Origin of the sequence: Desulfatiglans anilini DSM 4660, from assembly GCF_000422285.1 — a bacterium.
GTDB classification, from domain to species: Bacteria; Desulfobacterota; DSM-4660; order Desulfatiglandales; family Desulfatiglandaceae; genus Desulfatiglans; species Desulfatiglans anilini.
The window spans coordinates 71448-94539 of the sequence record NZ_AULM01000011.1 but is presented as its reverse complement, the minus strand read 5'-3'; the positions used below and the strand labels follow the sequence as shown (position 1 = coordinate 94539).

The following is a 23092-nucleotide window of genomic DNA, read 5'->3' as shown; positions in this document are numbered from 1 at the left end:
TCATGGGCAAGAAAGTCCTGGTGATATCCACCCTGGATACTAAAGGGCAGGAGACCCTGTATCTGAAGGAACGGCTCGAGGCCAGGGGCCTCGAGCCCCTCTTGATGGATATCTCGATGCGCGGCGACGAGGCTTCCCCCGCCGACATCGGCCCCGGCCGCGTGGCCGAGGCCGGCGGGAGCAGCCTGCAGGAGGTTCGCGAATCCCGTGAACGCTCTAAAATCACCAACACCATGATCCGGGGTGGCGCAAGGATCGCCCAGGATCTGCAGAAGGAAGGCCAACTCAGCGGCGTCGTCGGGCTCGGGGGCTCCACCGGGTCCCTAATGGCGACGGATGTCATGCGGGCGCTGCCCTTCGGCGTACCCAAGCTGATGATCTCCTCCACCGCCGCCCTGCCGGGCCTTTCCACCCGGTACATCGGTACAGGAGACATCGCCCTTTTTCACTCGGTCATCGAGATATCGGGGCTCTCGGACCTCTTGAAAAACGTCCTGGATCGGGCGGCGGCCGCCATGGCGGGCCAGGTGCAGGATGACATCATCTCCCCCCGCTCCACTGCAGGCAAGGCCATCGCCCTCACCATGCTCGGGCCTTGTGAGAAATGCGCCAGTTCCGTCCGCGAAGCTTTGACCCAGGAGGGATACCAGGTCATCGGGTTTTCTGCGGCCGGGGTCTGCGACCGTGCGATGGAAGACATGATCGCCGACGGACTGTTTAGCGGGGTCGTCGATCTGGCACCCGGCGGCGTCGGCGAACACCTGTTCGGCTTCATGCGGGACGCGGGGCCGAGGCGTCTCGAGTCCGCCGGTGAGGCCGGGCTACCGCAGATCATCTCGACCTGCAGCGTCAATCACATGACGCCGGCCAAATCCAAGTACAAGCCGGATTATGCGCAGCGGCCGAAATACGATCTCGACCGGTTCCGAACCTGGATCCGCCTCTCGGCCGACGAACTGCGCGAAGTGGCAGGGTCGTTCCGGGAAAAACTCAACCGCTCCAAAGGTCCCGTAAAGGTCCTCATCCCCCTCAAAGGATGGTCTTCCGTCGATTATCCGGGAAATGCCACCCACAACCCCGAAGAGGACCTCGTCTTTGCGGGGGAGTTGCGCAAAGGCCTCAAACCTGACATCGAAATCCTCGAAGTGGACGCCAACATGGAGGATCCAGCCTTTGCAGCGGCGGTCGTCAAAGCATCCCTCCAAATTTTTTAATAGGGGGCTTGCAGCGATTTCAATGCACAAGGCATCAGGGAGGAGAAACACCCTGATCGAAAAAGAACCAAGCAGAGATGTTCCGCCCATGCTACACCATATCCCCGGCAGCCGGAGTTCCCTGCCACCGGCGGGCCGGGGCGTATAGCATGGCCTGCGGAATTTCTCCCGTTTGAAACACCTACCCTCGGCCATGCAGGGGGAATAGCAAGGGGTTGCCATGAATCAACGAATCGTCGTAGCCATTTCGGGCGCCAGCGGCGTCATCTATGGCGTACGTCTAATGGAACACCTCAGTAAAACCGATGTCGAAACCCACCTCATCATCTCGCCATCAGGCAAAAAAAATATCGAGATCGAAACCAGGTATACCGCAAAGGATATTGAAGCCATGGCCGCATACTGCTATGATCACCGCGACGTCGGTGCGGCCCTCGCCAGCGGATCCTTCCTCACCTCGGGAATGGTCGTCGCACCCTGCACGATCAAGAGCCTCTCGGGAATCGCCAATTCCTACACCGAAAATCTTCTCGTCCGCGCCGCCGACGTCACGCTGAAGGAGAAGCGCAAACTGGTGCTGGTCGTCCGCGAAACACCTTTACATAAGGGGCACCTCAGGCTCATGATGACCGCCGCCGACATGGGCGCCCATCTTCTGCCTCCCGTGCCGTCGTTCTACCACCAACCCAAAACCATCGAGGACATCCTCGATCAGACCATTGGAAAAATCTTTGATTACCTCGGAATCGAGCACAACCTGTTCCAGCGCTGGGGCGAGGAAACGTCCGCGAAGCCCCGATAGGCGCACGGGTTTGAGCCCAGGGACAACAAAGGAGAGATGAAGATGCTTTTACCTAGATTCGATTACCATGAGCCCGGGAGCGTGGCGAATGTCTGCGAACTGCTGTCACAGTTCAAAGGGGACGGAAAAGTTCTGGCAGGCGGAACGGACCTTTTGGTCAACCTCAAAAAAAAGGTCTTCACCACGGCGAATGTGATCTCCGTCGGAAAAATCGCAGACCTGAAAGGGGTGGACAAGAAAAATGGGCAGGTGCGCATCGGCGCCCGTGAAAACGTGGCGGATCTGGCCGAAAACGCGCTGGTGAAGAAGACCTTTGCCGCCCTCGCCTCCGGCGCGGGCTGGCTCGGTTCCCCGCTGGTCAGAAACCTCGCGACCATCGCCGGCAATGTGGTTTCGGCCCGTCCGGCGGCCGACCTTCCCCCGTCCCTTATCGCCTATGGTGCAGAGGCCGTGCTCCAGAAAACAGGCGGCGAGCGCACCGTCCCGGTGGAATCGCTCTTTACCGGCCCGGGCGCCACGATCCTGGCCCAGGATGAACTTCTGACCGCTTTTCTCCTGCCGGCACCGCTCCCGAACTCGGGAGCCGGGTACCAGAAGCTCGGGGTTCGTGAGGCGCTCGAGATCTCCCTCGTCAACGTGGCGGCCTTCATCGCTCTCGATGGTCCGGACGGACCGATCAAGGCCGCACGGGTGGTCCTCGGTTCGGTCGCCCCCACGCCCATCCGGGCGCCGTCGGCCGAAAATGCGCTGATCGGCGAAAAGCCCTCCGACGCACTGTTCGAGAAAGCAGCGAATGCAGCCTCGGGCGACAGCCGCCCGATCGACGACTTCCGCGGATCCGCCGCATACCGGCGGGCCATGGTGGGGGTCCTGACGAAACGCGCCCTCGATGCGGCCCTCAAGGACGCCCGGGCCAGAAGCTAGAGGAGAATGAGACGATGAAAAAATTGATCCGACTGACCATCAACGGTGAAGAAATGGAAGTGGCCGTGGCACCAAACCTCACCCTCACGGACCTTCTGCGATACGAACTGGGCCTGACCGGCACCAAAAAAGGCTGTGATCTGGGGGACTGCGGGGCCTGTACGGTCATCATGGATGGAAAAGCCGTCAACTCCTGCCTCGTCCTGGCCGTGCAGGCCGACGGGAAAAGCATCACCACCATCGAAGGCGTGGAAACGGGCAAAGGTCTGCACCCGTTGCAGCAGGCTTTCATCGACCACGGTTCGATCCAGTGCGGCTTCTGCACGCCAGGGATGATCCTTTCGGCCAAGAGCCTGCTCGAAAAAAATCCGCATCCCAACGAGGCTGAGGTCAGACGCGCGCTTTCCGGAAACCTTTGTCGCTGCACAGGCTATCAGAAGATCGTCGAGGCCATCCTCGACGTCGGCCGCGCCCGTTGATCAGGCCGGGTGAACATTTCCGGGTCCGCTCCGGCCGGCGCCCCTGCAAAGAGGCCTCCGGTCTGCTGATTCCCTGGACCAACCGAGCCTGAGACCTGAAAACAACGCAGACATCAAAACCCGATCCAAGCTATCGAGAGGAGTGAAAGACCATGAGCCAACACAGCGTCATCAACCGCAGGGCGCCAAGGCTGGACGCACCGGCCAAGGCCACGGGACGCGCGCAATATGTCGACGATCTGAAGATGCCGGGCATGCTTTACGGTGCCCTGCTTCAAAGCCCGATCGCCCACGCCAAGATCCTGAACATCGACACCTCCAAGGCCTTGAAGCTTCCGGGGGTCAAGTGCGTCGTTACGGCCGCCGAAGCCGGCCTCGTCAAGTACGGCGTGAGCCCTGCCCGCTACGATGAAACCCTCTTCTGCCACGACAAGGTGCGTTACATCGGCGACGAGATCGCGGCAGTGGCCGCCGTCGATCTTGAAACGGCGATGGAGGCCGTCTCGCTGATCCAGGTGGATTACGAGGAACTTTCGCCCCTCATGACGATCGAAGACGCCATGGCCGAAGGGGCCCCGCTGATCCACTCGGACTATCCGGGCAACATCTGCGCCGAGGTACACCAGGAGTTCGGGAACGTCGAAGAGGCCTTCAAGCAGTGTGACCTCATCCGCACGGACACCTTCGTCAACAAGCGTCAGGACGCCGCCTTCCTCGAGCCGCACGGCTGTCTGGCGGCCTTCGATCCCTTGACGGGAGAGCTCACCCTTAACACCTCCACCCAGACACCGCATTACGTGCAGCGCACCGCGGCCATGGTGCTCCGTCTCCCCATCGGAAAGGTGCGCGTGATCAAACCCTACGTGGGCGGCGGCTTCGGGCCCAAGGCCGAGGCCATCCCGCTCGAGATGGCGGCCTCCCTCATGTCCATGAAGACGGGCAAGCCGGTCAAGATGAACTATTCCCGGGAACAGGTCTTTCTACACTCCCGCGCGCGGCACCAGTTCTTCCACGAATTGACCACCGGAGTCAAAAAGGACGGGACCCTGATGGCGCTGACCAACAAGTGCTACCTGGAAGGGGGCGCTTACACGAGTTTCGGGATCGCCACGGTCTACTACGCCGGATCCCTCCTCGGCGGCCCCTACAGGCTGCCCAACATGAAGTACGACGGCTATCGGATCTACACGAACAAGCCCACCTGCGGGGCCCAGCGCGGGCACGGCGGCGTGGCGGCGCGGGCGGCCTGGGAGCAGCAACTGGATGCCATCGCCCAGGAACTGGGCATCGATCCGGTCGATTTCCGCCTGAAAAACATGATGGAGCGCGGAGACACCACCTGCAACGACCTGAACATGAGCAGCCTCGGCATGAAGGAATGCATCGAGGCCGTGAAGAACGGCTCGGACTGGAACGCCAAGAAGGGCAAGCTCCCCCCCGGCAAGGGAATCGGGATCGCCTGCGGATTCTTCGTTTCGGGCGCCGGGTATCCGATCTACCGTTCGGACACCTACCATTCGACAGCCGTTCTGAAGCTGCGGGAAGACGGCGGCACAGCCGATCTCCTGACGGCCTCCGCCGAAATCGGGCAGGGCTCCGATACGACGATGGGCATGATCGCGGCCGAGGCCCTGGGGGTGAGGCTGGAGGACATCAAGGTCTCCTCGGGCAGCACGGACTACGGCGTGGATCTCGGCGCCTATTCGAGCCGCCAGACCTTGATGAGCGGGCACGCGGCCAAAGAGGCGGCCGAGGACGTCAAACGACAGGTATTGGAGGTCGTCTCCGAGATCCTCGGCGTCCCGATGGACGAGATGGACATCAAAGACGGCCTGATCCACTTTAAAAAAGACGTGGATTTCAGCGGCCTGCGCACGGCTTACATCAAAGAGCATCGGGGCTGGACCGATCCGCCCACCGGAGACAAACTCACCTTCAGGGAGGCCGCCCGCATGGCCTACCTCGCCAGAGGCAGCATCGTCGGAACCGGGAAGTACAAGCCGCCGGCACTGGGCGGCAAATTCAAAGGGGCGGCCGTCGGGACCTCGCCGGCCTATGGCTGCTCCGCCCAGGTTGTGGAGGTGACGGTCGACCTCGAAACCGGACGCGTCAAGGTAGACCAGATGACGGACGCCCACGACTGCGGTCTGGCGATCAACGTGACCTCCGTCGAGGGACAGATGCAGGGATCGCTCTCCATGGGGCTCGGTGAGGCCCTCTATGAAGAGGTGAAGATCGACGCCAAGGGGCGGGTGCTCAACGGCAACCTTGGCGAGTACAAGATCGCCACGGCCCTGGACATGCCCAACGTCAACACCATCGTGGTGGAAACCGGAGAGCCGAACGGTCCGTTCGGGGCCAAGGAGGTTGGGGAAGGGGCCATCATGCCCACGATCCCGGCCATCCTGAACGCGGTACACGACGCGATCGGCGTTCGGATCGATGAGCTTCCGCTCACGCCGGAAAGGGTCTTCATGGCCATTCAGAAGGCCAAGGGGAAGTAATCAGGGGCTGACCCGCTCCCGCGGAAAACGCGGGCGGCGGGTCGAGGGAACACCGGGCATTCAACCAAAAAGAGGGGGGAACATCATGGCAGCACCGATCCAATTTCCATTTGCAGATGAAATCGAATTGCCACCCGAGATGGAGGGATGGGAAGAAATGTACGCGCCCCAGCGTCTTTTCAGCAAGGACCGGGAGGCCTGGGAAAAGCGGCATTTCTGGTACCACGACAAGATCCACGCCGCCGATCCGCTCTACCCGCTGGACGACATCTTCCAGGAAGCCTGGCAGATCGCTCTGTCCCAGTACAACACCAGGGTCTTCTGCATCCCCCCGGCCCAGGGCGTCGCCCAACGGATCCTGGGGTGCTATATGTACATCAGCGCCGTCGAATCGCCCCCGGGGGACGTCATCCAGAAGAAGGCCGAACTCTTCGGGAAGCGGGTCCCTTATACCTTCGATAACTACGCCCGGCAGTGGGAAGAATGGCTCGTGAAATTCCACAAGCTCGGCCACGACATGGAGGCCATACACATCCCGAAAGAGCTATATGAGTTCGTGCCCGATGAGGACGTCATTCCCACCCCCAAGGGGTTTACCGAAGCCAACGTCCTCATGGAAAACTTCAACGACATCGTCAATCTCATCATCCGGGCCTGGCAGTATCACTTCCAGTATCTCAACCTGGCCTACCTGGCCTACCTGATGTTCGTGGACACCTCCCGGAAGCTCTTCCCGGGGATCAAGGAAGGCACGATCGGCAAGATGGTCGCCGGGGCGGACGTCTCCATGTTCCGGCCCGAGGAAGAACTCTGCCGCTTGAGCCGGCTGGCCATGAGCCACCGCTCCGTCGCCGAGGTCTTGAAGCAGAAGGGCACCGCCGAAGAGAAGATGAACATCCTCAGGACCACGCCCGAAGGAAAGGCCTGGATCGAGGAGATGGACAAGATCAAGAACCCGTGGTTCTACGTCTCGAACGGCAGCGGCTGGTTCCACTACGAAGGCAGTTGGATCAACACGATGGACCTCCCTTTCAGTTACATGCAGAGCTACGTCGAACGCCTCGAGAAAGGCGAGACGATCGAGCGGAAACTCGAGAGCATTTCCGAGGAAAGAGAGCGGATTGTCGCCGAATACAAGGCCCTCATCCGCTCCGAAGACGACCGCAAGACCTTCGAGGATGCGCACAGGGTCGTCCGCTCCATTTACCGCTATGCAGAGGATCACCTTTTCTGGGTCGAACACTGGCTGCACACGATCTGGTTCGAGCGGATCGATCAGTTCGGGAAGATCCTCACCAAGCACGGCGTCCTGGGCGAACCTGAGGACATTTACCTCTTCAACCGGTTCGAGGTCCCCATGCTCCTGGAGGATCTGGCCACTGCCTGGGCCCTGGGCGAGGGCGTACCCACCAGGGGCCCCTTCTGGCAGGCAAAGGCCGAAAAGCGGAAGAAGATCCTTGAAGCTGCAGCGAAGTGGAATCCCACGCCCGCCATCGGGGTGCCGCCCGAACAGATCGCGGAACCGTTCACCCTCATGCTCTGGGGCGTCACGACCGACCTGGTGCAGGAATGGCTGAAGGGTGCGGGTATGGAAGTCGGAGATCTGGATGAAATCACCGGGTTCCCCTCGTCCGCCGGCGTGGCCGAAGGACCCGCCCGCGTGCTCAAAATGCTGGCCGACGTTGCCAAGCTGGAGCCCGGAGAGATTATGGTCGCGCCGACGACCAATCCCTCGTGGGCGCCCGTTTTTACCAAGATCAAGGCGGCTGTGACGGATATCGGTGGTCTCACATCCCACGCGGCCATCGTGTCGCGGGAATACGGCCTGCCCTCCGTAACGGGAACCGGGGTCGCAACTCAGGTCATCAAGACCGGGGACATCATCCGCGTGGATGGAAGCACCGGCAAAGTGACCATCGTCAAACGGGTTTAATATTTTTTACCCCTTCGCGCCGGGGGCGAGGAAAGGATACCCCGGCGCCCCTTGCGCGAAGGCGCTGCATGGCAGCAACATAGAGGAGGATGAAGAAGATGCCGGACCAATGGATTTACTGGCTGAGCGAACTGTCAAAAGACCATAACGATATTGTGGGGAAGAAGTGTGCGAATCTCGGGGAACTGACACAGGCCGGGTTCCACGTCCCGCCTGGATTCGCGCTGAGCGTTGTCGCCTACGACCGGTTCATGAAAGAGACTGAAGCCACCGAACGTGTGTTGAAAATCCTTTCACATTTCAAGGCCGACGCTGAAAGTGTGGCCGACACGGAAAAATTCGACATCCTTTCCAAAGAGGTCCGCAGCACGGTTGAATCGATTGCCTTGCCGCCCGACATGGAAAAGACCATCCGCGAATACTATGCCGAACTCTGCCGGCAGACCGGCAAGGAAGATCTGTTTGTCGCGACACGCTCGGCGGGTCCCGTCAGCCATCCGGGACAGTATGAAACCTACCTGAACGTGAGCGGCGCGGATGATGTTGTCAAATACGTCCGGAGCGTCTGGGCGAGCACGTTCAACACCCGTTCCATTATCGCCCGCGCACGCTTGGGCCTCAAACTCGAATACGATCCGATCGGGGTGGCGGTTCTCACGATGGTCGACGCAAAGGCGGCCGGCGTCATGTTCTCGCTCAACCCCATCAATGGCGACGAGTCGAAGGTGTCCATGGAGGCCGGTTTCGGCTTCGGCGAGGCCGTGGTCTCGGGCAACGTCAACCCGGACCGCTATCTGGTCGACAAGATCACCCTGGAAATCGACGAAAGGGTCATTTCCGATAAGGGGAGCGAATTCGCCTACAACCCCGAGACCCGCAAAATGGAATACAAGGAATTGCCTGCCGACCAAAAGAAGCTCCCCTGCCTGGAAGACCGGGAGATCATCGAACTGGCGCGCCTCGCCAAGAAGGTGGAGGCCCACTTCGGCGTCCCGCAGGATATCGAGTTTGCCGTCTCCGGAAGCCTGCCGTTCCCTGAATCGATCTATCTCGTACAGGCCCGTCCTGAAAGCGCCTGGGGTAAAAAGAAGAAGGAATCCGTTCTGGGCAAAAAAACCGGTTTTGAATTGTTGTTCGAAAAAGCGACCACGCCCATCAAGCTGAAGCTGGACTAAGGAGAATTTACAATGACCGAAAGCAGTCTGTTGAAGGGGAAAAGAATCCTGGTGGTGGATGACGAGCAGGATATCCTCGATGTGCTGACAGAACACTTGAGCATGTGCCAGGTCGTTACGGCCTCTACGTTCGAGGAAGCCAAAAAACTGCTCGAATCGCGTCGTTTCGATGTAGCCGTCCTGGATATCATGGGCGTCAGGGGGTATGACCTACTCGAGATCGCCAATCAGCACGACATACCGGCCCTCATGTTGACGGCCCATGCCTTTACGCCGGACAACGTCATCAAATCCGTCAAGGAAGGGGCGGCGGCTTATGTTCCGAAGGAAGAGATATCGCGGATCGAGGATTTTCTGAACGACATCCTCATCGCTCGTGCCAAGGGCGAGAGCCCCCTGGTCGCATGGCAGAAAAGGCTTCCCCGATCGTATTTCCAGATGCGGTTCGGAGCGGCATGGGAAATGGCCGACAGGGAGTTTTTGGATACGCTCCGGACCGCCATCCAAAGCAGGTCAAGGGCCCAGAAAAAGCAGGACTGAGAGGCGGTCGGGACTTATTCACGTCCCTCCGCTTCCTGAAAGACCGGTGGCCGGTTTCATCGAGGGGATTCCCATACTTGCTCTGGCCACCGCCGTCATGCTAAAAAGCCCTGCATGCACGGGGCTTTTCTCTACACGCATGCATGCCGAAAGCCTGACCAAGGCTGCCCGTCTGAAACCGTTTTTTTCGCCGCCTGCCTGAACCGAGAGGTTGCATCATGGTCGACCATCCAATCTATTGGAATCCAGTGATCGAGACCCTGCCAAGGCAAAAACTCAGGGCGCTTCAACTGAAAAAGTTCAAGCGGATCTTTGCCTGGACCTATGACCATTCACGGTTTCACCGCGCGCTCTACGATCAGGCGGGTGTCCGCCCTGAGGATATCCGCACGTTCGAGGACATCCGTGCCGTGCCGAAGGTGGAAAAATCCATGATGCGCGACATCCAGCGGAAAGATCCGTTCCCTTACGGGGATGCCCTCTGCGTGCCGCTGGAGGAGGTGACCGAGTTCCGCCAGACGAGCGGCACGACCGGTCAGCCGGTGTACCAGCCGGATACGTGGCAGGACTGGGAATGGTGGGCCGAGTGCTGGGCCTGCATCCTCTGGGCCCAGGGATACCGCCCGTCGGACCGGGTCTTCCTGCCCTTCGGGTACAATATCTTCGTCGCCTTCTGGGCAGGGCATTACGCCGCCGAAAAGATCGGCTGCGAGGTCGTTCCTGGCGGGGTTCTCGACACCAAAGCGCGCATCCTCAAGATGCAGGAACTGAGGGCCACGGCCATGATGGCCACGCCGACCTATGTGCTCGGGATGGCGGACACCGCGCGCAAGATGGGAATCGACCCCGCCGCGTTGTCGATCCGCAGGATCACCTGCGCCGGAGAACCCGGCGCCGGAATCCCTTCCACCAAGAAACGCATGCAGGATGCCTGGGGCGCCAAGGTGTTCGATCACGCCGGCGCGACAGAGATCGGGGCCTGGTCCTTCGAGTGCGCGGAGCAGCCCTTCGGGATGCACGTCAACGAGGGGATGTTCCTGGTGGAGATCGAAGACATCGAGACGGGGGAGATCATCGAGGAACCCGGCCGGCGGGGCAAGATGGTCATCACCGCCTTCGACCGCCAGGCACAGCCCTGCGTCCGTTTCGATTCCAAAGATGTGATCGAATGGGATTCGGAGCCCTGCCGCTGCGGCCGGACCTTCCGCCTCATCAAGGGCGGGGTGGTCGGCCGCGCCGATGACATCACCAAGGTCAAAGGCGTGCTGCTCGCCCCCTCCGCCATCGAGGAGGTGGTGCGGAGCATCGAGGGGCTCGGGGACGAATACGAGGTCATCGTCGACAAGGTCGGAGATTCGGACCGGATCTCCCTCAAGGTCGAATTGCTCCCGGAGGCCCGCGGGAACCGGAAGGCCGTCGAGGCCGCTCTGGTCGATCAGTTACGCCTGAAGACGAACCTGCGCTACGACCTTGAATTCAACGATTACGGCCAACTGCCCCGCTACGAGGTCAAGGCCAAACGGTTCAAGGACCTGCGAAAGGATCATTGACAAAGAAGGAGAAGATCGGCGATGGTGGATGAAGCGCAATTCAAAAAAATGGCCGAGATGATCTCCAGCATGCGAAAAACAGCCGAAGGCCTCCATGGGATGGCGGACACCTTTCCTGCCGTCAAACGCAACACCGCCCGCATGCTGGCATCGCTGAAGATGCTCGAGATCAATGTCTGTGACCTGAACGACCCCCGGGAGCAAGGGTAAAGGAGTAGGCAACATGTCGGATCTCATGAAGGTCTTGAAGGAGAGACGCAGCATTCGCCGTTACGAAAACAGGCCTGTGTCCGACGACGCGCTCAAGGCCGTCCTCGAAGCGGTCCAATGGTCTCCGTCGTGGGCCAACACCCAGTGCTGGGAGATCGTCGTCGTAAAAGACCGGATGCAGAAGGAAAGGCTTCAGGCGGCCTTCCCTGCAACCAACCCCGCCAGCAAGGCCTTGCTGGAGGCGCCCGTCGTCCTGGCGGTCTGCGGTGTGCTGCAGCGTTCGGGCTATTATAAAGGCGAGGTCACCACGAAGTTCGGCGACTGGTTCATGTTCGATCTGGGCATCGTCACGCAGAGCATTTGCCTGGCGGCCCGTGATCAGGGCCTCGGAACGGTCATCACGGGGCTCTTCGACCACGCCAAGGCTGCAGAGGTTCTGGGCGTTCCGGAGGGTTGCGAACTCGTGGCCCTGATCCCCCTCGGCTACGCCGCCAAGGAATCGTCTGCGCCGAAACGCCGTGAGATCAGCGAATTCACGCATGACGACCGCTTTTAGGCAACGGCCGCCTGGACAACGCCCGTTTGGCGCAGAGGAACCCCTGCTGCAGCCTCCATCCGAAAGAGGTCTGCCCGCTGATCTCGGCGTCGATCTGCACGCTTGCTTGTGCGGCGACCACCGGGTCGCTTCCGCCTAAACGCTTGACTTCCTGGATATTGGCCAAGAATCCTCATTTCCGGATTGGAAACGAGGTCGCCTCCGCGCAAACGCTTGATGTCCTTCCAACACCCCCAAAATCAGAGCCTGTGGACAGCAAGGAGCCGCCAACCTTGGAAAAGGTTGGCGGCTCTTCGTTCTGACGCATCGTTATCCTCGCGGCCGGCACGCTGCTGCAGAGGAGCGACGAAACGCCGCCCCCCGCACGGCCCCCCCATTCCCGTTTCGCACGGTGGCATTGCACCCTGCCCTCTCTAAGGCGCCCCCTCCTTCAGGGTCCGGATCCGCCGGTGCGGCGGGAGATCCGCACGGCGGCCATCCGTCTCAAAAGTTGAAAACCCGGTCCAATTCCTCATCGGGGACATCGAAGACGTGGTTGTGGGGCGCGAGCTTCTCGAGCTTGAAAAACTCCGGCAGACGATCGTCGGCCGCCGTGAAACCCGCCCGGGTGTTGAACTCCCTTTCCATCTTGAGGACGCGGCTTCCCAGCGCATTGAAATCATCCACGGTCATCTTGATGCCGTATTTCGCACTGATCATGTCCGCCACGGCCACCATGGCGTCCGGGATGTCCATCACCGGGAAGGCCACAAAGAGGCACAGGCCGGCCGTGTCGATGGCCGCTGTCGCGATCTGCAGCCCCCTCGAAAGATCCACCTGGCCCGCCACGGACAACGGGTCCACGTCGCCCCCCACTTTCATGATGTTGGTGGCGACCGCATAGCCGGCGGTGTGGTCCGCGCCCATCGGCGAGGTGGCGTAGGTGACGCCAACCCCTTTGACCGCCCTCGGGTCGTAGGCCGGCAGGGCCTGATTCTTGACGACCGGCACCCGGCGAACCCCGAAGACCTTGCCGACGGCCCCCGCCCCCGAACCAAGGATCCGGCCGAGGGGCGTTCCCTTCCCGATCTCCGCCAGAAGCTCCTCTGCGCCTGCCACGTCCCCGAAGGACTTGATCCCGGCCTCCATGGCCACAGCCACCGCGTTCCCCGTCTCGATGGTGTCCAGACCGATGTCATCGCAGCCGCGGTCCATTCGCGCGATGGCGTCGAGATCATCGATCCCGCAGTTCGGTCCCCAGGCCCAGACGGTTTCATACTCCGGCCACTTGCTCACATAGTCGCCCTTCTCATCGAGATAAACCCCCGAGCAGCGGATGACGCAGCCGGCCATGCACCCATGGGAACAATCGCCCTTCCGGGCGGTCGTGACGCTGTTCAACGTCTCGCCCCCGACCTTTTCGGCCCCCTCGAAGCGCCCTGTGCTGAAGTTGCGCGTGGGAAGCCCACCGGCCTCGTTGATGATATTGATCAGAATATCCGTCCCGAAGTTGGTCAGCCCCTGGCTGGTCACCGGGTGGGTCTGGAGGGCATTCAGAAAACGCTTGGAGGCCTCCCGGAAGGCATCCTTGTCGGCAAGCGGGGCAGCTTCCCCTCCGGCCGGGTCGATGACAATCGCCTTCAGTCCCTTGGAGCCCATCACCGCCCCCAGGCCGCCGCGGCCGGCATGCCGCGTCGGACGGCCGTCCCGGTCGCTAAAGGCGACCGAGGCGGCACCCAGCTTCCACTCGCCCGCCTGGCCGATGCTCACATATCCCACCCGATCGCCATAGGTACCTTTGAGCTTTTCGACCGAGGCATAATTGCCCAGGCCCTTCAGTTCATCAGCCGGCAGGAGTTCGCAGCGGTCCCTGGTCACATGGAGTTTGAAAAGCCTGCCATCCTTCGGCTGACCCTCCACGACGATGGCGGCAATCCCCAGCCGCGCGAGGTAGCTCCCCGCCTGGCCGCCCGAATTGGCCTCCTTGATCGTGCCCGTCAGAGGGCTCTTCGCCCCGACCGATATCCGGCCTGAGTTGGCGCAGTTCGTTCCCCCCAGCAACCCGGGGGCGAAAATCAGTTTGTTGAGCGGTCCGATGGGAGTACAGGTGGGTTCCACTTCTTTCAGTAAAAAGGCCGAAGTGAGACCGCGACCACCCAAACCTTCATAGCTTTTCGGCAACGGGTCCCGCTGAATGGAACCATCCGTCATATTCACTCTGATTATGTCCACCATGACAGCCTCCTCAAAAGGGTTTCCGTTCTAATTTTCTCCTATTTAAAGAATCGCATAGAACAGGGGTCGATGCAAGTCATTTTTATTTGCATTTTCAATATGTTAGATCTTTTATGATATAAGGCTCTCGCAGGAAGGGAAGCTTCTTTCTCAAGAGCAAAATCGTTTACGGATCGGCACTAATTATTTTGCAAAGCGCATAGGGCTATGATAAATATGAAAAAATGCAGAAGAACACGTGGGATGACCATTACGCGCGCCGCGCCCGGGAAGAGAACTGGCTCGCGCGTTCGGTATACAAACTGCAGGAGATCGACCGCAGGTTCAAGATCATCAGAAAAGGGAACCGGATCCTCGATCTTGGCTGCTACCCGGGGTCCTGGTCGCAATACGCCTTAAGGACCGCCGGGCCGCAAGGCCATGTGGCAGGGATTGACCTGAAAAAACCCGAACGCCTATCCGCTCTCAAATTTCAGTTCATCCAGGCCGATATTTTTTCCATCGACATCCAGACGCTGCAACAAAACCTCGGGCCGAGAGACGTCGTCCTCAGTGACCTTGCACCCCAGACGACAGGCGCTCCGGCAACCGATACAAGCCGGTCTTTGGCCCTCTCAGAGCAGGCTTTGAAGATTGCGGAGGCTGTGCTAGAAAGATCGGGGCGGTTCGTTTGCAAGCTTTTCGAGGGCGGAGAAATCAAGGACTTTCAGGCCTCCGTCGCCGACCGTTTCGAGCGGGTGCGCCTGTTCAGACCCCAGGCGACAAGAAAACGAAGCCGTGAAATCTATCTCATCGGCATGGGTTTCACGTGATAACGGATATGTCCAGCGGCACCGGTCAAGGCATCCCAGGCCGTCCGGACCTGGGCGCATGGCTCGGACCGGCGTGAGCGCAGCCACAAGACCGAAACGGGACATACCGGGACGGCTGCACAAGCAGACGTTGTAGATTAACCCCGAGAGAGGGCAACAGGGCCCTTGTCCGGCGGAAGCGAACACTTGAATCAGTGGGGGGAGGCTATTTATGTCAGGCCATTCGAAGTGGAGTTCCATCAAGCACAAAAAAGGCGCAGCGGACGCCAAGCGCGGCAAAATCTTTACAAAGCTGATCAAGGAGATCACCGTCGCCGCCAGGATGGGTGGCGGAGACGCCGACGGCAATCCACGGCTGCGATCCGCCATCATCGCAGCCAAAGCGGAAAATATGCCCAAGGAGAACATTGAAAGGGCGATCAAGAAGGGTACCGGCGAAATCGAAGGGGTCTCCTACGATGAAATCACCTATGAGGGATACGGCCCAGGGGGCGTCGCCGTCCTGGTCGAATGCCTCACCGACAACCGCAACCGCACCGTAGCGGAGGTCAAGCATCTTTTCGAGCGCAACGGTGGGAGCCTCGGTGAACCTGGCTGCGTCGCCTGGACCTTCGAGAAAAAGGGATTGATCGCCGTCGACAAGAGCAAGGCCAATGAAGAGGCCCTGCTCGAAACCGCCCTCGAAGCCGGGGCGGAGGATGTCCGCGACGAAGAAGACCAGTTCGAGGTCATATCGGACCCCGGCGATTTCGAGGCCGTCAAGGAAGCGATCGACAAGGCCAAAGTGGAATATGAACTCGCGGAAATTACCATGATTCCGAAGAGCACCGTCAAACTGGACGGAAAAAAGGCACAGCAGATGCTGAATCTGATGCAGGGCCTCGAAGACAACGATGATGTCAGCCACGTCTACGCCAACTTCGACATCTCGGACGATGTCCTGGAGGCCATGGATTAGATGATCGTGCTCGGTGTGGATCCCGGATCCAGGGTCACCGGGTTCGGGCTGGTCGAAAAACGCGGGAACAGAATGGCCTGCGTGCACGCCGGGATCATCCGCCCCGAAAAAGCGGCCTGTTTTCAAGAGAAGCTGCATCTTCTCTTCCGATCCCTGGTTGCTATCATTCAAGAATTCCAGCCGAGCGAGATGGCCATCGAAGATATCTTCTACGCCAAGAACGTCAAGAGCGCCCTCAAGCTCGGGCACGCTCGGGGAGCCCTTCTGATCGCGGCGGCACACTGCGGTGTAGGCATTTTTGAATACACTCCGCTCGAAATCAAAAAATCCGTTGTGGGTTACGGCCGGGGGACGAAGGAACAGGTGCAGTACATGATGAAGATGATTCTCGGCATTCGCGGTGATCTTCACCTCGATGCGACCGATGCCCTGGCAGCGGCCGTTTGTCATTTGAACACCGCATCTTTCCGGGCCGCTGCCCATCATGCCGGCGGGTATGCGAAATGATCGCCTTTTTGCGCGGTATCCTTCTCAAGAAGAACACGCAGTCGCTCACCATTGACGTGAGCGGTGTAGGCTACGAGGTTCTGGTGCCGCTTTCGACCCTTTACCATCTGGCCGAGGAAGGGGAAGCCGTTGCGCTGCACATCCATACGCGCCTGCGGGACGACACCTTGCAGCTGTTCGGGTTCCAGACCGAAATCGAAAAGGAACTCTTCCTTATGCTAACCACGGTATCCGGGATCGGCCCCAGGCTGGCGGTCAACATCCTGTCAGGGATCGGCCCGCACGAACTGCTCGATGCCATCGCAGAAGGGAACGCGCCCGGTCTGCAGGCCATTCCCGGCATCGGCAAAAAAACCTCCGAGCGAATCTCTCTGGAATTGAAGGACCGTGCCCTCAAAGCGCGCAACGGCCTGGGAACAACCATCGCCGAAACGGCCACGACACCCGGGGAAAATCAGTTCCTGGACGATGCCCTCTCGGCGCTCCTGAACCTCGGTTATTCCCAGAAGGCCGCCAGGGAGGCCGTCGAAAGGGCCGGGGCGGCCGTAGCCAAACCCAATCTCGAAACCGTCATCCGCGAGGCGCTGCGGCTCCTCGCTTAGTTCATGTTATACTGAAAGATGCGAACATCGACGGTCGAATTCGATCCGCCATATGTCTTATGATACGATTCGTCCGCCCCATTTCCGACAAATCCATCAGGATCACCTGTGTAGACCGATGACCGAAAGAATCATCGACCCTCAACGCCAGCCGGAGGAAAGTCCGGCTGAACTCAGCCTGCGGCCGCGCAACCTGGATGAATACATCGGTCAGGACGAGATGAAGCGCAACCTGCGCGTCTTCATCGAAGCCGCCAAAGGCCGGGCCGAGGCGCTCGACCACGTCCTGTTCCACGGCAGCCCCGGGCTGGGGAAAACATCCCTCGCTCACATCATCGCGAACGAGCTCGGGGTCAACATCCGGAGCACATCCGGCCCTGTCGTAGAAAAGGCCGGGGATCTCGCCGCCATCCTCACCAGCCTCGAACCGCACGATGTCCTCTTTATCGATGAAATCCACCGTCTGAACCACGTGGTGGAGGAAATACTCTATCCCGCGATGGAGGATTATGAGCTCGATCTCATCATCGGACAGGGCCCCTCCGCCCGGACAATGAAGATCCCCCTGCCGCCATTCACCCTGGTAGGCGCCACGACCCGCGCGGGTCTCCTGACGCCGCCGCTGAGAGACCGGTTCGGCGTCATTCTGAGGCTCGATTTCTACAAGCCGGAGGACCTGCACCGGATCATCATGCGCTCGGCCGCCATCCTGCAGATACCGATCGAGGAAGAGGGTGCCCTCGAAATCGCGGGCCGTTCCCGCGGCACACCCCGGATCGCCAACCGCCTGCTGCGCAGGGTTCGTGATTTCGCTCAGGTGGAGGGTGGAGGAGTCGTCACCGGAAAACTGGCCGACAGCGCACTTGACCTGCTCGAAGTCGACCATTGCGGCCTGGACAAGATGGACCGGACCATCCTGCTGACGATCATAGAGAAATTCGAAGGGGGACCGCTCGGACTCGAAAGCCTGTCAGCCGCGGTCAGCGAAGAAAAAGGGACGCTGGAAGATGTGTATGAGCCCTTCCTCATCCAGGAAGGATTCATCAAGCGCACACCCCGGGGCAGGGTCGCCACGGCCAGGGCCTATCGCCACCTCGGCCTCAACGAGAGCAGGCATGCAAAGCTGCAAAAGCGGCTTTTCTAATCCTTCCGGCTGACCGCCGGGTCGCTTCTCTGGAAGCAAATGTTTCAGGCGGGCTTTGCCGCGGGTGCAGGGGCTTGGTTCCATCCCCGCGCTCCAGTCAACGCCCCGAACCTTCCGAGAGGACGCCCAAGGCCGAAATCTAGGCCGGGTGCATACCGTTCCAGCACTTCAGACAGAGTTCCCCTTCCGGGATGCCCAACGCCGCTACAAAATCATCCAGGCTGTTGTACTTGACCGAGTCGGCCCCGATGTTCTCGGCCACCCAGTTTTCCAAAGCCCGCAACTCCTCCATATGGGTAATGTTCCCTTTGGGGATGTACTTACGCGCGGCCAGTTCATCATAGCTGCGGGTGGAGATGCCGAAGTCGCACGGATACATGAGCGGGGGGCAGGCCACCCGAACATGGACCTCCTTTGCACCGGCCTGTTTTAGATCTTTGACCTTGTGCAGGATCTGGGTCCCCCGCACGATCGAATCATCGCAGAGGATGATGCGCTTCCCCTTGACCGCATAGCGAAGCACGGACAGTTTGCGCTTGGCCATTTGCTCACGCGCCATCTGCGTCGACTGGGTGTAGCTTCGATCGGCGTAACGGTTATAGAGGAAGACTTCCTGGTAAGGGACCAGCGACTGGATGTGATACCCGATGGCATGTCCTATGCCGCTCATCGGCACCGGCGCTACGATATCGGCCGTCAGACCTCCTTCGGCCAGGTCGCGCTGCGCCAGTTTGGCTCCGATCCGGTTACGTGCCTCCTGGACGTAAACCCCGTCCATGATCGAATCGATGCTCGCGGTATACGCCCATTCAAAGGCGCAGTAAGCAGGCCTGGGCGCCGGCAGTTGCTTCAGGGTCTTGAATCCATTGGGGCTCACGAGCACGATCTCGCCCGGCCGCACATCCCTCACCAGTTCCATGTCCAGATTGTGGAGGGCACGCGACTCAGACGAGACAGCGAATTTCCCCTCTCCCCGCCCTAGGCACAGGGGCCGGAAACCGGACACATCGCGGGTGGCATAAATCCCCTCCTGAGACAGCACCACAAGGGAGTAGGCCCCTTTGACCTTTTCGGACAAAGCAGCGATCCCCGAAACGATGTCCCCGGCGTTCATGATGATCATGGAGATGATCTCGATGTGGTAGCCTTTGTAAAAAACGATGCCGCGCTCCATCATCTCCTGCATCAAGGATTTCGCATTGATGATGTTCCCGCTGAAGGCCAAAGCGAGTTCCCCCAGCTTGGAACACCACATGACGGGCTGCCTCTCCTTGAGGCTCACGTGCCCGATACCCGACCGTCCCTTCAGATACGTGATATCGGTATCCGTCATGGTGTTCGCCACCTTGCCGTAATGGGTCACCTGCAGGATCCCCTGATCGCCGTAAGTCGCTATGCCGCAGTACTGCTGGCCCCGATGCTGCAGAAAATCGATTCCCTGGTAAATGTCCTGCACACAGGCATCGGGCGAGCAGATCCCGAAAATCCCGCAGTTTTCCTGAAAATTCTTCATCCCCCTCTACCGTTCCTCCCTCGAACCAGCCTGCCTCCGACCCTGTCATTGGTGCCCGGGTTGGACAAAAAGACCCCTTCCAGAGAAGGCTAGCGGATGTCCGTGTGATAAGCCTGCAGCGACTTGACCGCACCGTGCCCCCGCCGGACGGCCGAGATCCCCCTGGCCGCGGCCAGCGCCGCCGCCAGGGTCGTGATGTAAGGCACCCGGTACTTGATCGCGGCCTTCCGGATATAGGAGTCGTCGTGCTTGCTCATCTTTCCGCTCGGCGAATTAATCACCAGCTGAATCTCATTGTTTTTGATGGCATCCACGATATTCGGGCGACCCTCATGCATCTTGAAGATCCGCTGCGACTGAATTCCGGACTCCTCCAGGAACCGGCAGGTTCCTTCCGTCGAACGGATCTTGAACCCAAGTTTTTCAAACTGCCTCGCCACCTCCAACACCGCCGGCCGATCGTTTTCCGATACCGTAATCAGCACGGCTCCTTCCGAGGGCAACGTCTGTTGTGCGGCCTCCTGGGCCTTGAAATAGGCTAGACCGAAGGAATCCGCCATGCCCAGGACCTCTCCGGTCGAGCGCATCTCCGGTCCGAGGATCGGGTCCACTTCGGGAAACATGTTGAACGGAAACACGGCCTCCTTGACGCCGAAATGGGGGATGGCCCGAGGCCGGATATCGAGGTCGGCCAATTTCTTCCCCAGCATGAGTTCGGTCGCGAAACGGGCCATCGGAATATTGCACACCTTCGAGACCAGGGGAACCGTGCGAGAGGCGCGGGGATTGGCCTCGAGAATGTAGACCGTGTCTTCGGCGATCGCGTACTGGATATTCATGAGCCCCACCACCTTGAGTTCCACGGCGATCCGCCGGGTGTATTCGTAGATGGTGTCCAAATGCTTGGCGGGGATGCTGATCGGCGGAATCACGCAGGCCGAATCGCCCGAATGGATACCCGCCAGTTCGATATGCTCCATGACAGCCGGAACAAAAGCGCTTTCTCCGTCCGCTATGGCATCCGCTTCCGCTTCGATGGCGTTTTCAAGGAACTTGTCGATCAGGATCGGCCGCTCGGGACTGACATCCACGGCGGCCGCAACATAGCGGCGCAGCATCTCCTCGTCGTGGACGACCTCCATCGCCCGCCCTCCAAGGACATAGGACGGCCGGACCATCAGAGGATAGCCGATCCTCTTGGCGACATCGAGCGCCTGTTCCAGGGTGCTGGCCATGCCGGACTCCGGCTGGGGAATGCCTAGATTCTGCATCATGTGGCGGAACCGGTCACGGTCCTCGGCCAGGTCGATCGTGTCCGGGGATGTGCCGAGGATCCTGACGCCGGCCCGTTCCAGTTCGTTGGCGATGTTGAGCGGCGTCTGTCCGCCGAATTGAACGACCACCCCTTCCGGTTTCTCTTTCTCATAAATACTCAGAACATCTTCTACCGTGAGGGGCTCGAAATAAAGCTTGTCCGATGTATCGTAATCGGTTGAGACCGTCTCCGGATTACAGTTCACCATGATGGACTCGAACCCGGCATCCCGCAGGGCAAAGGCCGCGTGCACACAGCAATAATCGAATTCGATCCCCTGCCCGATCCGGTTGGGGCCGCCCCCGAGCACCATGATCTTCCGCCTATCGTTGACAGGGACCTTGTCCTCGGCGTTGTAGCTGGAGAAATAATATGCCGCGTCCTCGACGCCGCTGACAGGCACGGGTTCCCATGCCTCCGCCATCCCCAGGGAGAGGCGGCGCGCGCGTAGAGAATCCTCTGCCACACCCAGCAGGCCGGCGAGGTAACGGTCCGAAAACCCGTCCCTTTTCGCTCGCACCAGCACATCGTCGGGAAGCTCCTTGCCTTTCCATGAAAGGACCTCTTCCTCCAGCTGCACCAGTTCGCGCATCTGCTCGATAAACCAGGCCTTGATGTGCGTCTTGCGGTGCAACGTCTCGACCGATACGCCTTTGCGCAGGGCCTCGTACATAATGAACTGCCGCTCGCTGCTGGGCTCCGCCAGCATGTCCATCAGATCATCGAGCGGTCTCTGATGGAAATCCTTGGCGAAGCCGAGGCCGTACCGGCCGGTCTCAAGAGAGCGGATCGCCTTCTGAAAAGCCTCCTTGTAAGTCTTGCCGATGCTCATCACCTCGCCGACTGCCCGCATCTGCGTCCCCAGGCGATCTTCCGACCCCGGGAACTTCTCGAAGGCCCAGCGGGCAAACTTCACCACGACATAGTCCCCCCAGGGAGTGTACTGGTCGAGGGTTCCCTTGCGCCAATACGGCAGTTCGTCGAGGGTCATTCCGCCGGCCAGCATGGCCGAGACCAATGCGATCGGAAAACCGGTGGCCTTGGATGCCAGCGCCGATGAACGGGAAGTCCGCGGGTTGATCTCGATCACCACCACCCGGCCGGTCTCGGGGTCATGGGCAAACTGGATATTCGTGCCGCCGATCACCTGAATGGCCTCCACGATGTCGTAGGAGTATTTCTGCAGGCGCTGCTGCAGCTCCGGCGCGATGGTCAGCATCGGCGCCGTGCAGTAGGAATCGCCCGTGTGGACGCCCATGGCATCCACGTTTTCGATAAAACAGACGGTGATCATCTGGTTCTTGGCGTCGCGGACGACCTCCAGTTCCAGTTCCTCCCAGCCGCGCACCGATTCCTCCACCAGGATCTGGCCGACAAGGCTTGCCGCGAGGCCTCTTCCGGCGATGACCCTGAGTTCCTCGACATTATAGACGTGCCCGCCGCCGGTGCCCCCCATGGTGTAGGCGGGACGGATCACCACCGGATATCCGAGCTCATCGGCGATCTTCTCGGCCTCCTCGACGCTGAACGCAGGCTTGCTGCGGGGCATTTCGATCCCGAGGCGGTTCATGGTCTCCTTGAAGATGATACGGTCTTCCCCCCGTTCGATCGCATCCACCTGAACCCCGATGACCTTGACGCCGAATTTTTCAAGGATTCCCGCACGGGCGAGCTCCGAAGACAGGTTGAGGCCCGATTGCCCTCCAAGATTGGGGAGGATGGCATCCGGACGCTCCTTTTCCACGATTTCGGCCATGGTCTGGAGATTGAGCGGCTCCACATAGGTCGCATCGGCGATCCCGGGATCCGTCATGATCGTGGCCGGGTTCGAATTGACCAGCACGATTTCGTAGCCCAGTTTTCGCAAGGCCTTGCAGGCCTGGGTACCGGAATAATCGAATTCACAGGCCTGGCCGATGACAATGGGCCCCGATCCGATGATCATCACCTTCTTGATGTCGTCACGTCTTGGCATAGCAATCTCCCTGGAAATATGTTTTCCCGCCACGGTCCGAAGCCCGTCGTCTTTTGTCATACGCTGCCTTCCGGACCTTCCTGCAACCGACGGACGGCGCCCGCAATCACCTGAAAAAATGGGTTGGGAAGCTGAAACCCACGGAGCCAGAGGAGGCTGAAGCCC

At 60.0% G+C, this 23092-nt stretch carries 20 protein-coding genes; 16 read left to right on the top strand and 4 right to left on the bottom strand.

The window, feature by feature from the left end; genetic code table 11:
- The first annotated feature begins 2 nt into the window (after positions 1-2).
- From H567_RS0110290 to H567_RS0110235, 11 genes are all read left to right on the top strand, one after another.
- The gene (locus H567_RS0110290; RefSeq protein WP_028321341.1) at positions 3-1214 is read left to right on the top strand and encodes a Tm-1-like ATP-binding domain-containing protein; all 1212 of its coding nucleotides are present in this window, start codon (positions 3-5) and stop codon (positions 1212-1214) included.
- Between the two features lie 220 nt (positions 1215-1434).
- Entirely contained in the window at positions 1435-2016 is a 582-nt protein-coding gene (locus H567_RS0110285; RefSeq protein ID WP_028321340.1) for a UbiX family flavin prenyltransferase, read from the top strand.
- Between the two features lie 42 nt (positions 2017-2058).
- Complete coding sequence (locus H567_RS0110280) at positions 2059-2940, top strand: FAD binding domain-containing protein (RefSeq protein ID WP_028321339.1); 882 nt, start codon at positions 2059-2061, stop codon at positions 2938-2940.
- 14 nt (positions 2941-2954) lie between these two features.
- Complete coding sequence (locus tag H567_RS0110275) at positions 2955-3419, top strand: (2Fe-2S)-binding protein (RefSeq protein ID WP_028321338.1); 465 nt, start codon at positions 2955-2957, stop codon at positions 3417-3419.
- 152 nt (positions 3420-3571) lie between these two features.
- Positions 3572-5923: a molybdopterin cofactor-binding domain-containing protein gene (locus tag H567_RS0110270; protein ID WP_028321337.1), complete on the top strand. Its 2352-nt coding sequence runs from the start codon at positions 3572-3574 to the stop codon at positions 5921-5923.
- A gap of 85 nt (positions 5924-6008) precedes the next feature.
- A complete protein-coding gene (locus tag H567_RS0110265) occupies positions 6009-7856 on the top strand; it encodes a PEP-utilizing enzyme (RefSeq protein ID WP_051184705.1) in 1848 nt (615 codons plus the stop codon).
- A gap of 98 nt (positions 7857-7954) precedes the next feature.
- Entirely contained in the window at positions 7955-9031 is a 1077-nt protein-coding gene (locus tag H567_RS24255) for a PEP/pyruvate-binding domain-containing protein (protein ID WP_161626600.1), read from the top strand.
- A gap of 12 nt (positions 9032-9043) precedes the next feature.
- Entirely contained in the window at positions 9044-9571 is a 528-nt protein-coding gene (locus H567_RS0110255) for a response regulator (RefSeq protein WP_028321335.1), read from the top strand.
- A 218-nt stretch (positions 9572-9789) separates the two neighbouring features.
- On the top strand, positions 9790-11121 hold the full coding sequence (locus H567_RS0110245; protein ID WP_028321334.1) for a phenylacetate--CoA ligase family protein: 1332 nt from the start codon (positions 9790-9792) through the stop codon (positions 11119-11121).
- A gap of 21 nt (positions 11122-11142) precedes the next feature.
- On the top strand, positions 11143-11331 hold the full coding sequence (locus H567_RS0110240) for a hypothetical protein (RefSeq protein WP_028321333.1): 189 nt from the start codon (positions 11143-11145) through the stop codon (positions 11329-11331).
- A gap of 13 nt (positions 11332-11344) precedes the next feature.
- Positions 11345-11887, top strand: a complete 543-nt coding sequence (locus H567_RS0110235; protein WP_028321332.1) for a nitroreductase family protein — start codon at positions 11345-11347, stop codon at positions 11885-11887.
- Here H567_RS0110235 and H567_RS28490 read toward each other — a convergent pair.
- Together H567_RS28490 and H567_RS0110230 are read right to left on the bottom strand one after the other, a co-directional pair.
- Entirely contained in the window at positions 11865-12053 is a 189-nt protein-coding gene (locus H567_RS28490) for a hypothetical protein (protein WP_153306138.1), read from the bottom strand. The two genes, H567_RS0110235 and H567_RS28490, sit on opposite strands and share 23 nt — an antisense overlap.
- A gap of 317 nt (positions 12054-12370) precedes the next feature.
- Positions 12371-14101 (bottom strand): aldehyde ferredoxin oxidoreductase family protein, encoded by a 1731-nt coding sequence (locus tag H567_RS0110230; protein WP_028321331.1) that lies wholly within the window; start codon positions 14099-14101, stop codon positions 12371-12373.
- Positions 14102-14325: 224 nt separating this feature from the next.
- On the opposite strand from H567_RS0110230, the gene H567_RS0110225 reads away from it, so the two are divergent.
- The 5 genes from H567_RS0110225 (at position 14326) to ruvB (ending at position 18124) form a co-directional block, all read left to right on the top strand.
- Positions 14326-14913 (top strand): SAM-dependent methyltransferase, encoded by a 588-nt coding sequence (locus tag H567_RS0110225; protein WP_028321330.1) that lies wholly within the window; start codon positions 14326-14328, stop codon positions 14911-14913.
- A gap of 211 nt (positions 14914-15124) precedes the next feature.
- Positions 15125-15871, top strand: coding sequence for a YebC/PmpR family DNA-binding transcriptional regulator (locus H567_RS0110220; RefSeq protein WP_028321329.1), 747 nt, complete (start codon positions 15125-15127; stop codon positions 15869-15871).
- Entirely contained in the window at positions 15872-16378 is a 507-nt protein-coding gene (gene ruvC / locus H567_RS0110215) for a crossover junction endodeoxyribonuclease RuvC (protein ID WP_028321328.1), read from the top strand. It begins immediately after the preceding gene.
- Complete coding sequence (ruvA, locus tag H567_RS0110210) at positions 16375-16980, top strand: Holliday junction branch migration protein RuvA (RefSeq protein WP_028321327.1); 606 nt, start codon at positions 16375-16377, stop codon at positions 16978-16980. The genes ruvC and ruvA overlap by 4 nt, the downstream gene beginning before the upstream one ends.
- Before the next feature lie 118 nt (positions 16981-17098).
- Entirely contained in the window at positions 17099-18124 is a 1026-nt protein-coding gene (gene ruvB, locus H567_RS24250; RefSeq protein WP_051184703.1) for a Holliday junction branch migration DNA helicase RuvB, read from the top strand.
- Between the two features lie 139 nt (positions 18125-18263).
- On the opposite strand, the gene H567_RS0110200 is transcribed toward ruvB, so the two are convergent.
- Both H567_RS0110200 and carB read right to left on the bottom strand, forming a co-directional pair.
- On the bottom strand, positions 18264-19637 hold the full coding sequence (locus H567_RS0110200; protein WP_028321326.1) for an amidophosphoribosyltransferase: 1374 nt from the start codon (positions 19635-19637) through the stop codon (positions 18264-18266).
- Between the two features lie 89 nt (positions 19638-19726).
- Positions 19727-22927: a carbamoyl-phosphate synthase large subunit gene (gene carB / locus H567_RS0110195; RefSeq protein ID WP_028321325.1), complete on the bottom strand. Its 3201-nt coding sequence runs from the start codon at positions 22925-22927 to the stop codon at positions 19727-19729.
- Between the last annotated feature and the right edge of the window lie 165 nt (positions 22928-23092).

Bases quoted from the DNA above. Each gene is read 5' to 3' on its own strand.
- H567_RS0110280 (WP_028321339.1), top strand. From the start codon at position 2,059: ATGCTTTTACCTAGATTCGATTACCATGAGCCCGGGAGCGTGGCGAAT.
- H567_RS0110265 (WP_051184705.1), top strand. From the start codon at position 6,009: ATGGCAGCACCGATCCAATTTCCATTTGCAGATGAAATCGAATTGCCA.
- H567_RS0110200 (WP_028321326.1), bottom strand. From the start codon at position 19,637: ATGAAGAATTTTCAGGAAAACTGCGGGATTTTCGGGATCTGCTCGCCC.
- H567_RS0110285 (WP_028321340.1), top strand. From the start codon at position 1,435: ATGAATCAACGAATCGTCGTAGCCATTTCGGGCGCCAGCGGCGTCATC.
- H567_RS0110270 (WP_028321337.1), top strand. From the start codon at position 3,572: ATGAGCCAACACAGCGTCATCAACCGCAGGGCGCCAAGGCTGGACGCA.
- ruvB (WP_051184703.1), top strand. From the start codon at position 17,099: ATGACCGAAAGAATCATCGACCCTCAACGCCAGCCGGAGGAAAGTCCG.
- H567_RS0110275 (WP_028321338.1), top strand. From the start codon at position 2,955: ATGAAAAAATTGATCCGACTGACCATCAACGGTGAAGAAATGGAAGTG.
- H567_RS0110290 (WP_028321341.1), top strand. From the start codon at position 3: ATGGGCAAGAAAGTCCTGGTGATATCCACCCTGGATACTAAAGGGCAG.
- H567_RS0110235 (WP_028321332.1), top strand. From the start codon at position 11,345: ATGTCGGATCTCATGAAGGTCTTGAAGGAGAGACGCAGCATTCGCCGT.
- H567_RS0110245 (WP_028321334.1), top strand. From the start codon at position 9,790: ATGGTCGACCATCCAATCTATTGGAATCCAGTGATCGAGACCCTGCCA.
- carB (WP_028321325.1), bottom strand. From the start codon at position 22,927: ATGCCAAGACGTGACGACATCAAGAAGGTGATGATCATCGGATCGGGG.
- ruvA (WP_028321327.1), top strand. From the start codon at position 16,375: ATGATCGCCTTTTTGCGCGGTATCCTTCTCAAGAAGAACACGCAGTCG.
- H567_RS0110225 (WP_028321330.1), top strand. From the start codon at position 14,326: ATGCAGAAGAACACGTGGGATGACCATTACGCGCGCCGCGCCCGGGAA.
- ruvC (WP_028321328.1), top strand. From the start codon at position 15,872: ATGATCGTGCTCGGTGTGGATCCCGGATCCAGGGTCACCGGGTTCGGG.
- H567_RS0110220 (WP_028321329.1), top strand. From the start codon at position 15,125: ATGTCAGGCCATTCGAAGTGGAGTTCCATCAAGCACAAAAAAGGCGCA.
- H567_RS0110240 (WP_028321333.1), top strand. From the start codon at position 11,143: ATGGTGGATGAAGCGCAATTCAAAAAAATGGCCGAGATGATCTCCAGC.
- H567_RS0110255 (WP_028321335.1), top strand. From the start codon at position 9,044: ATGACCGAAAGCAGTCTGTTGAAGGGGAAAAGAATCCTGGTGGTGGAT.
- H567_RS24255 (WP_161626600.1), top strand. From the start codon at position 7,955: ATGCCGGACCAATGGATTTACTGGCTGAGCGAACTGTCAAAAGACCAT.
- H567_RS0110230 (WP_028321331.1), bottom strand. From the start codon at position 14,101: ATGGTGGACATAATCAGAGTGAATATGACGGATGGTTCCATTCAGCGG.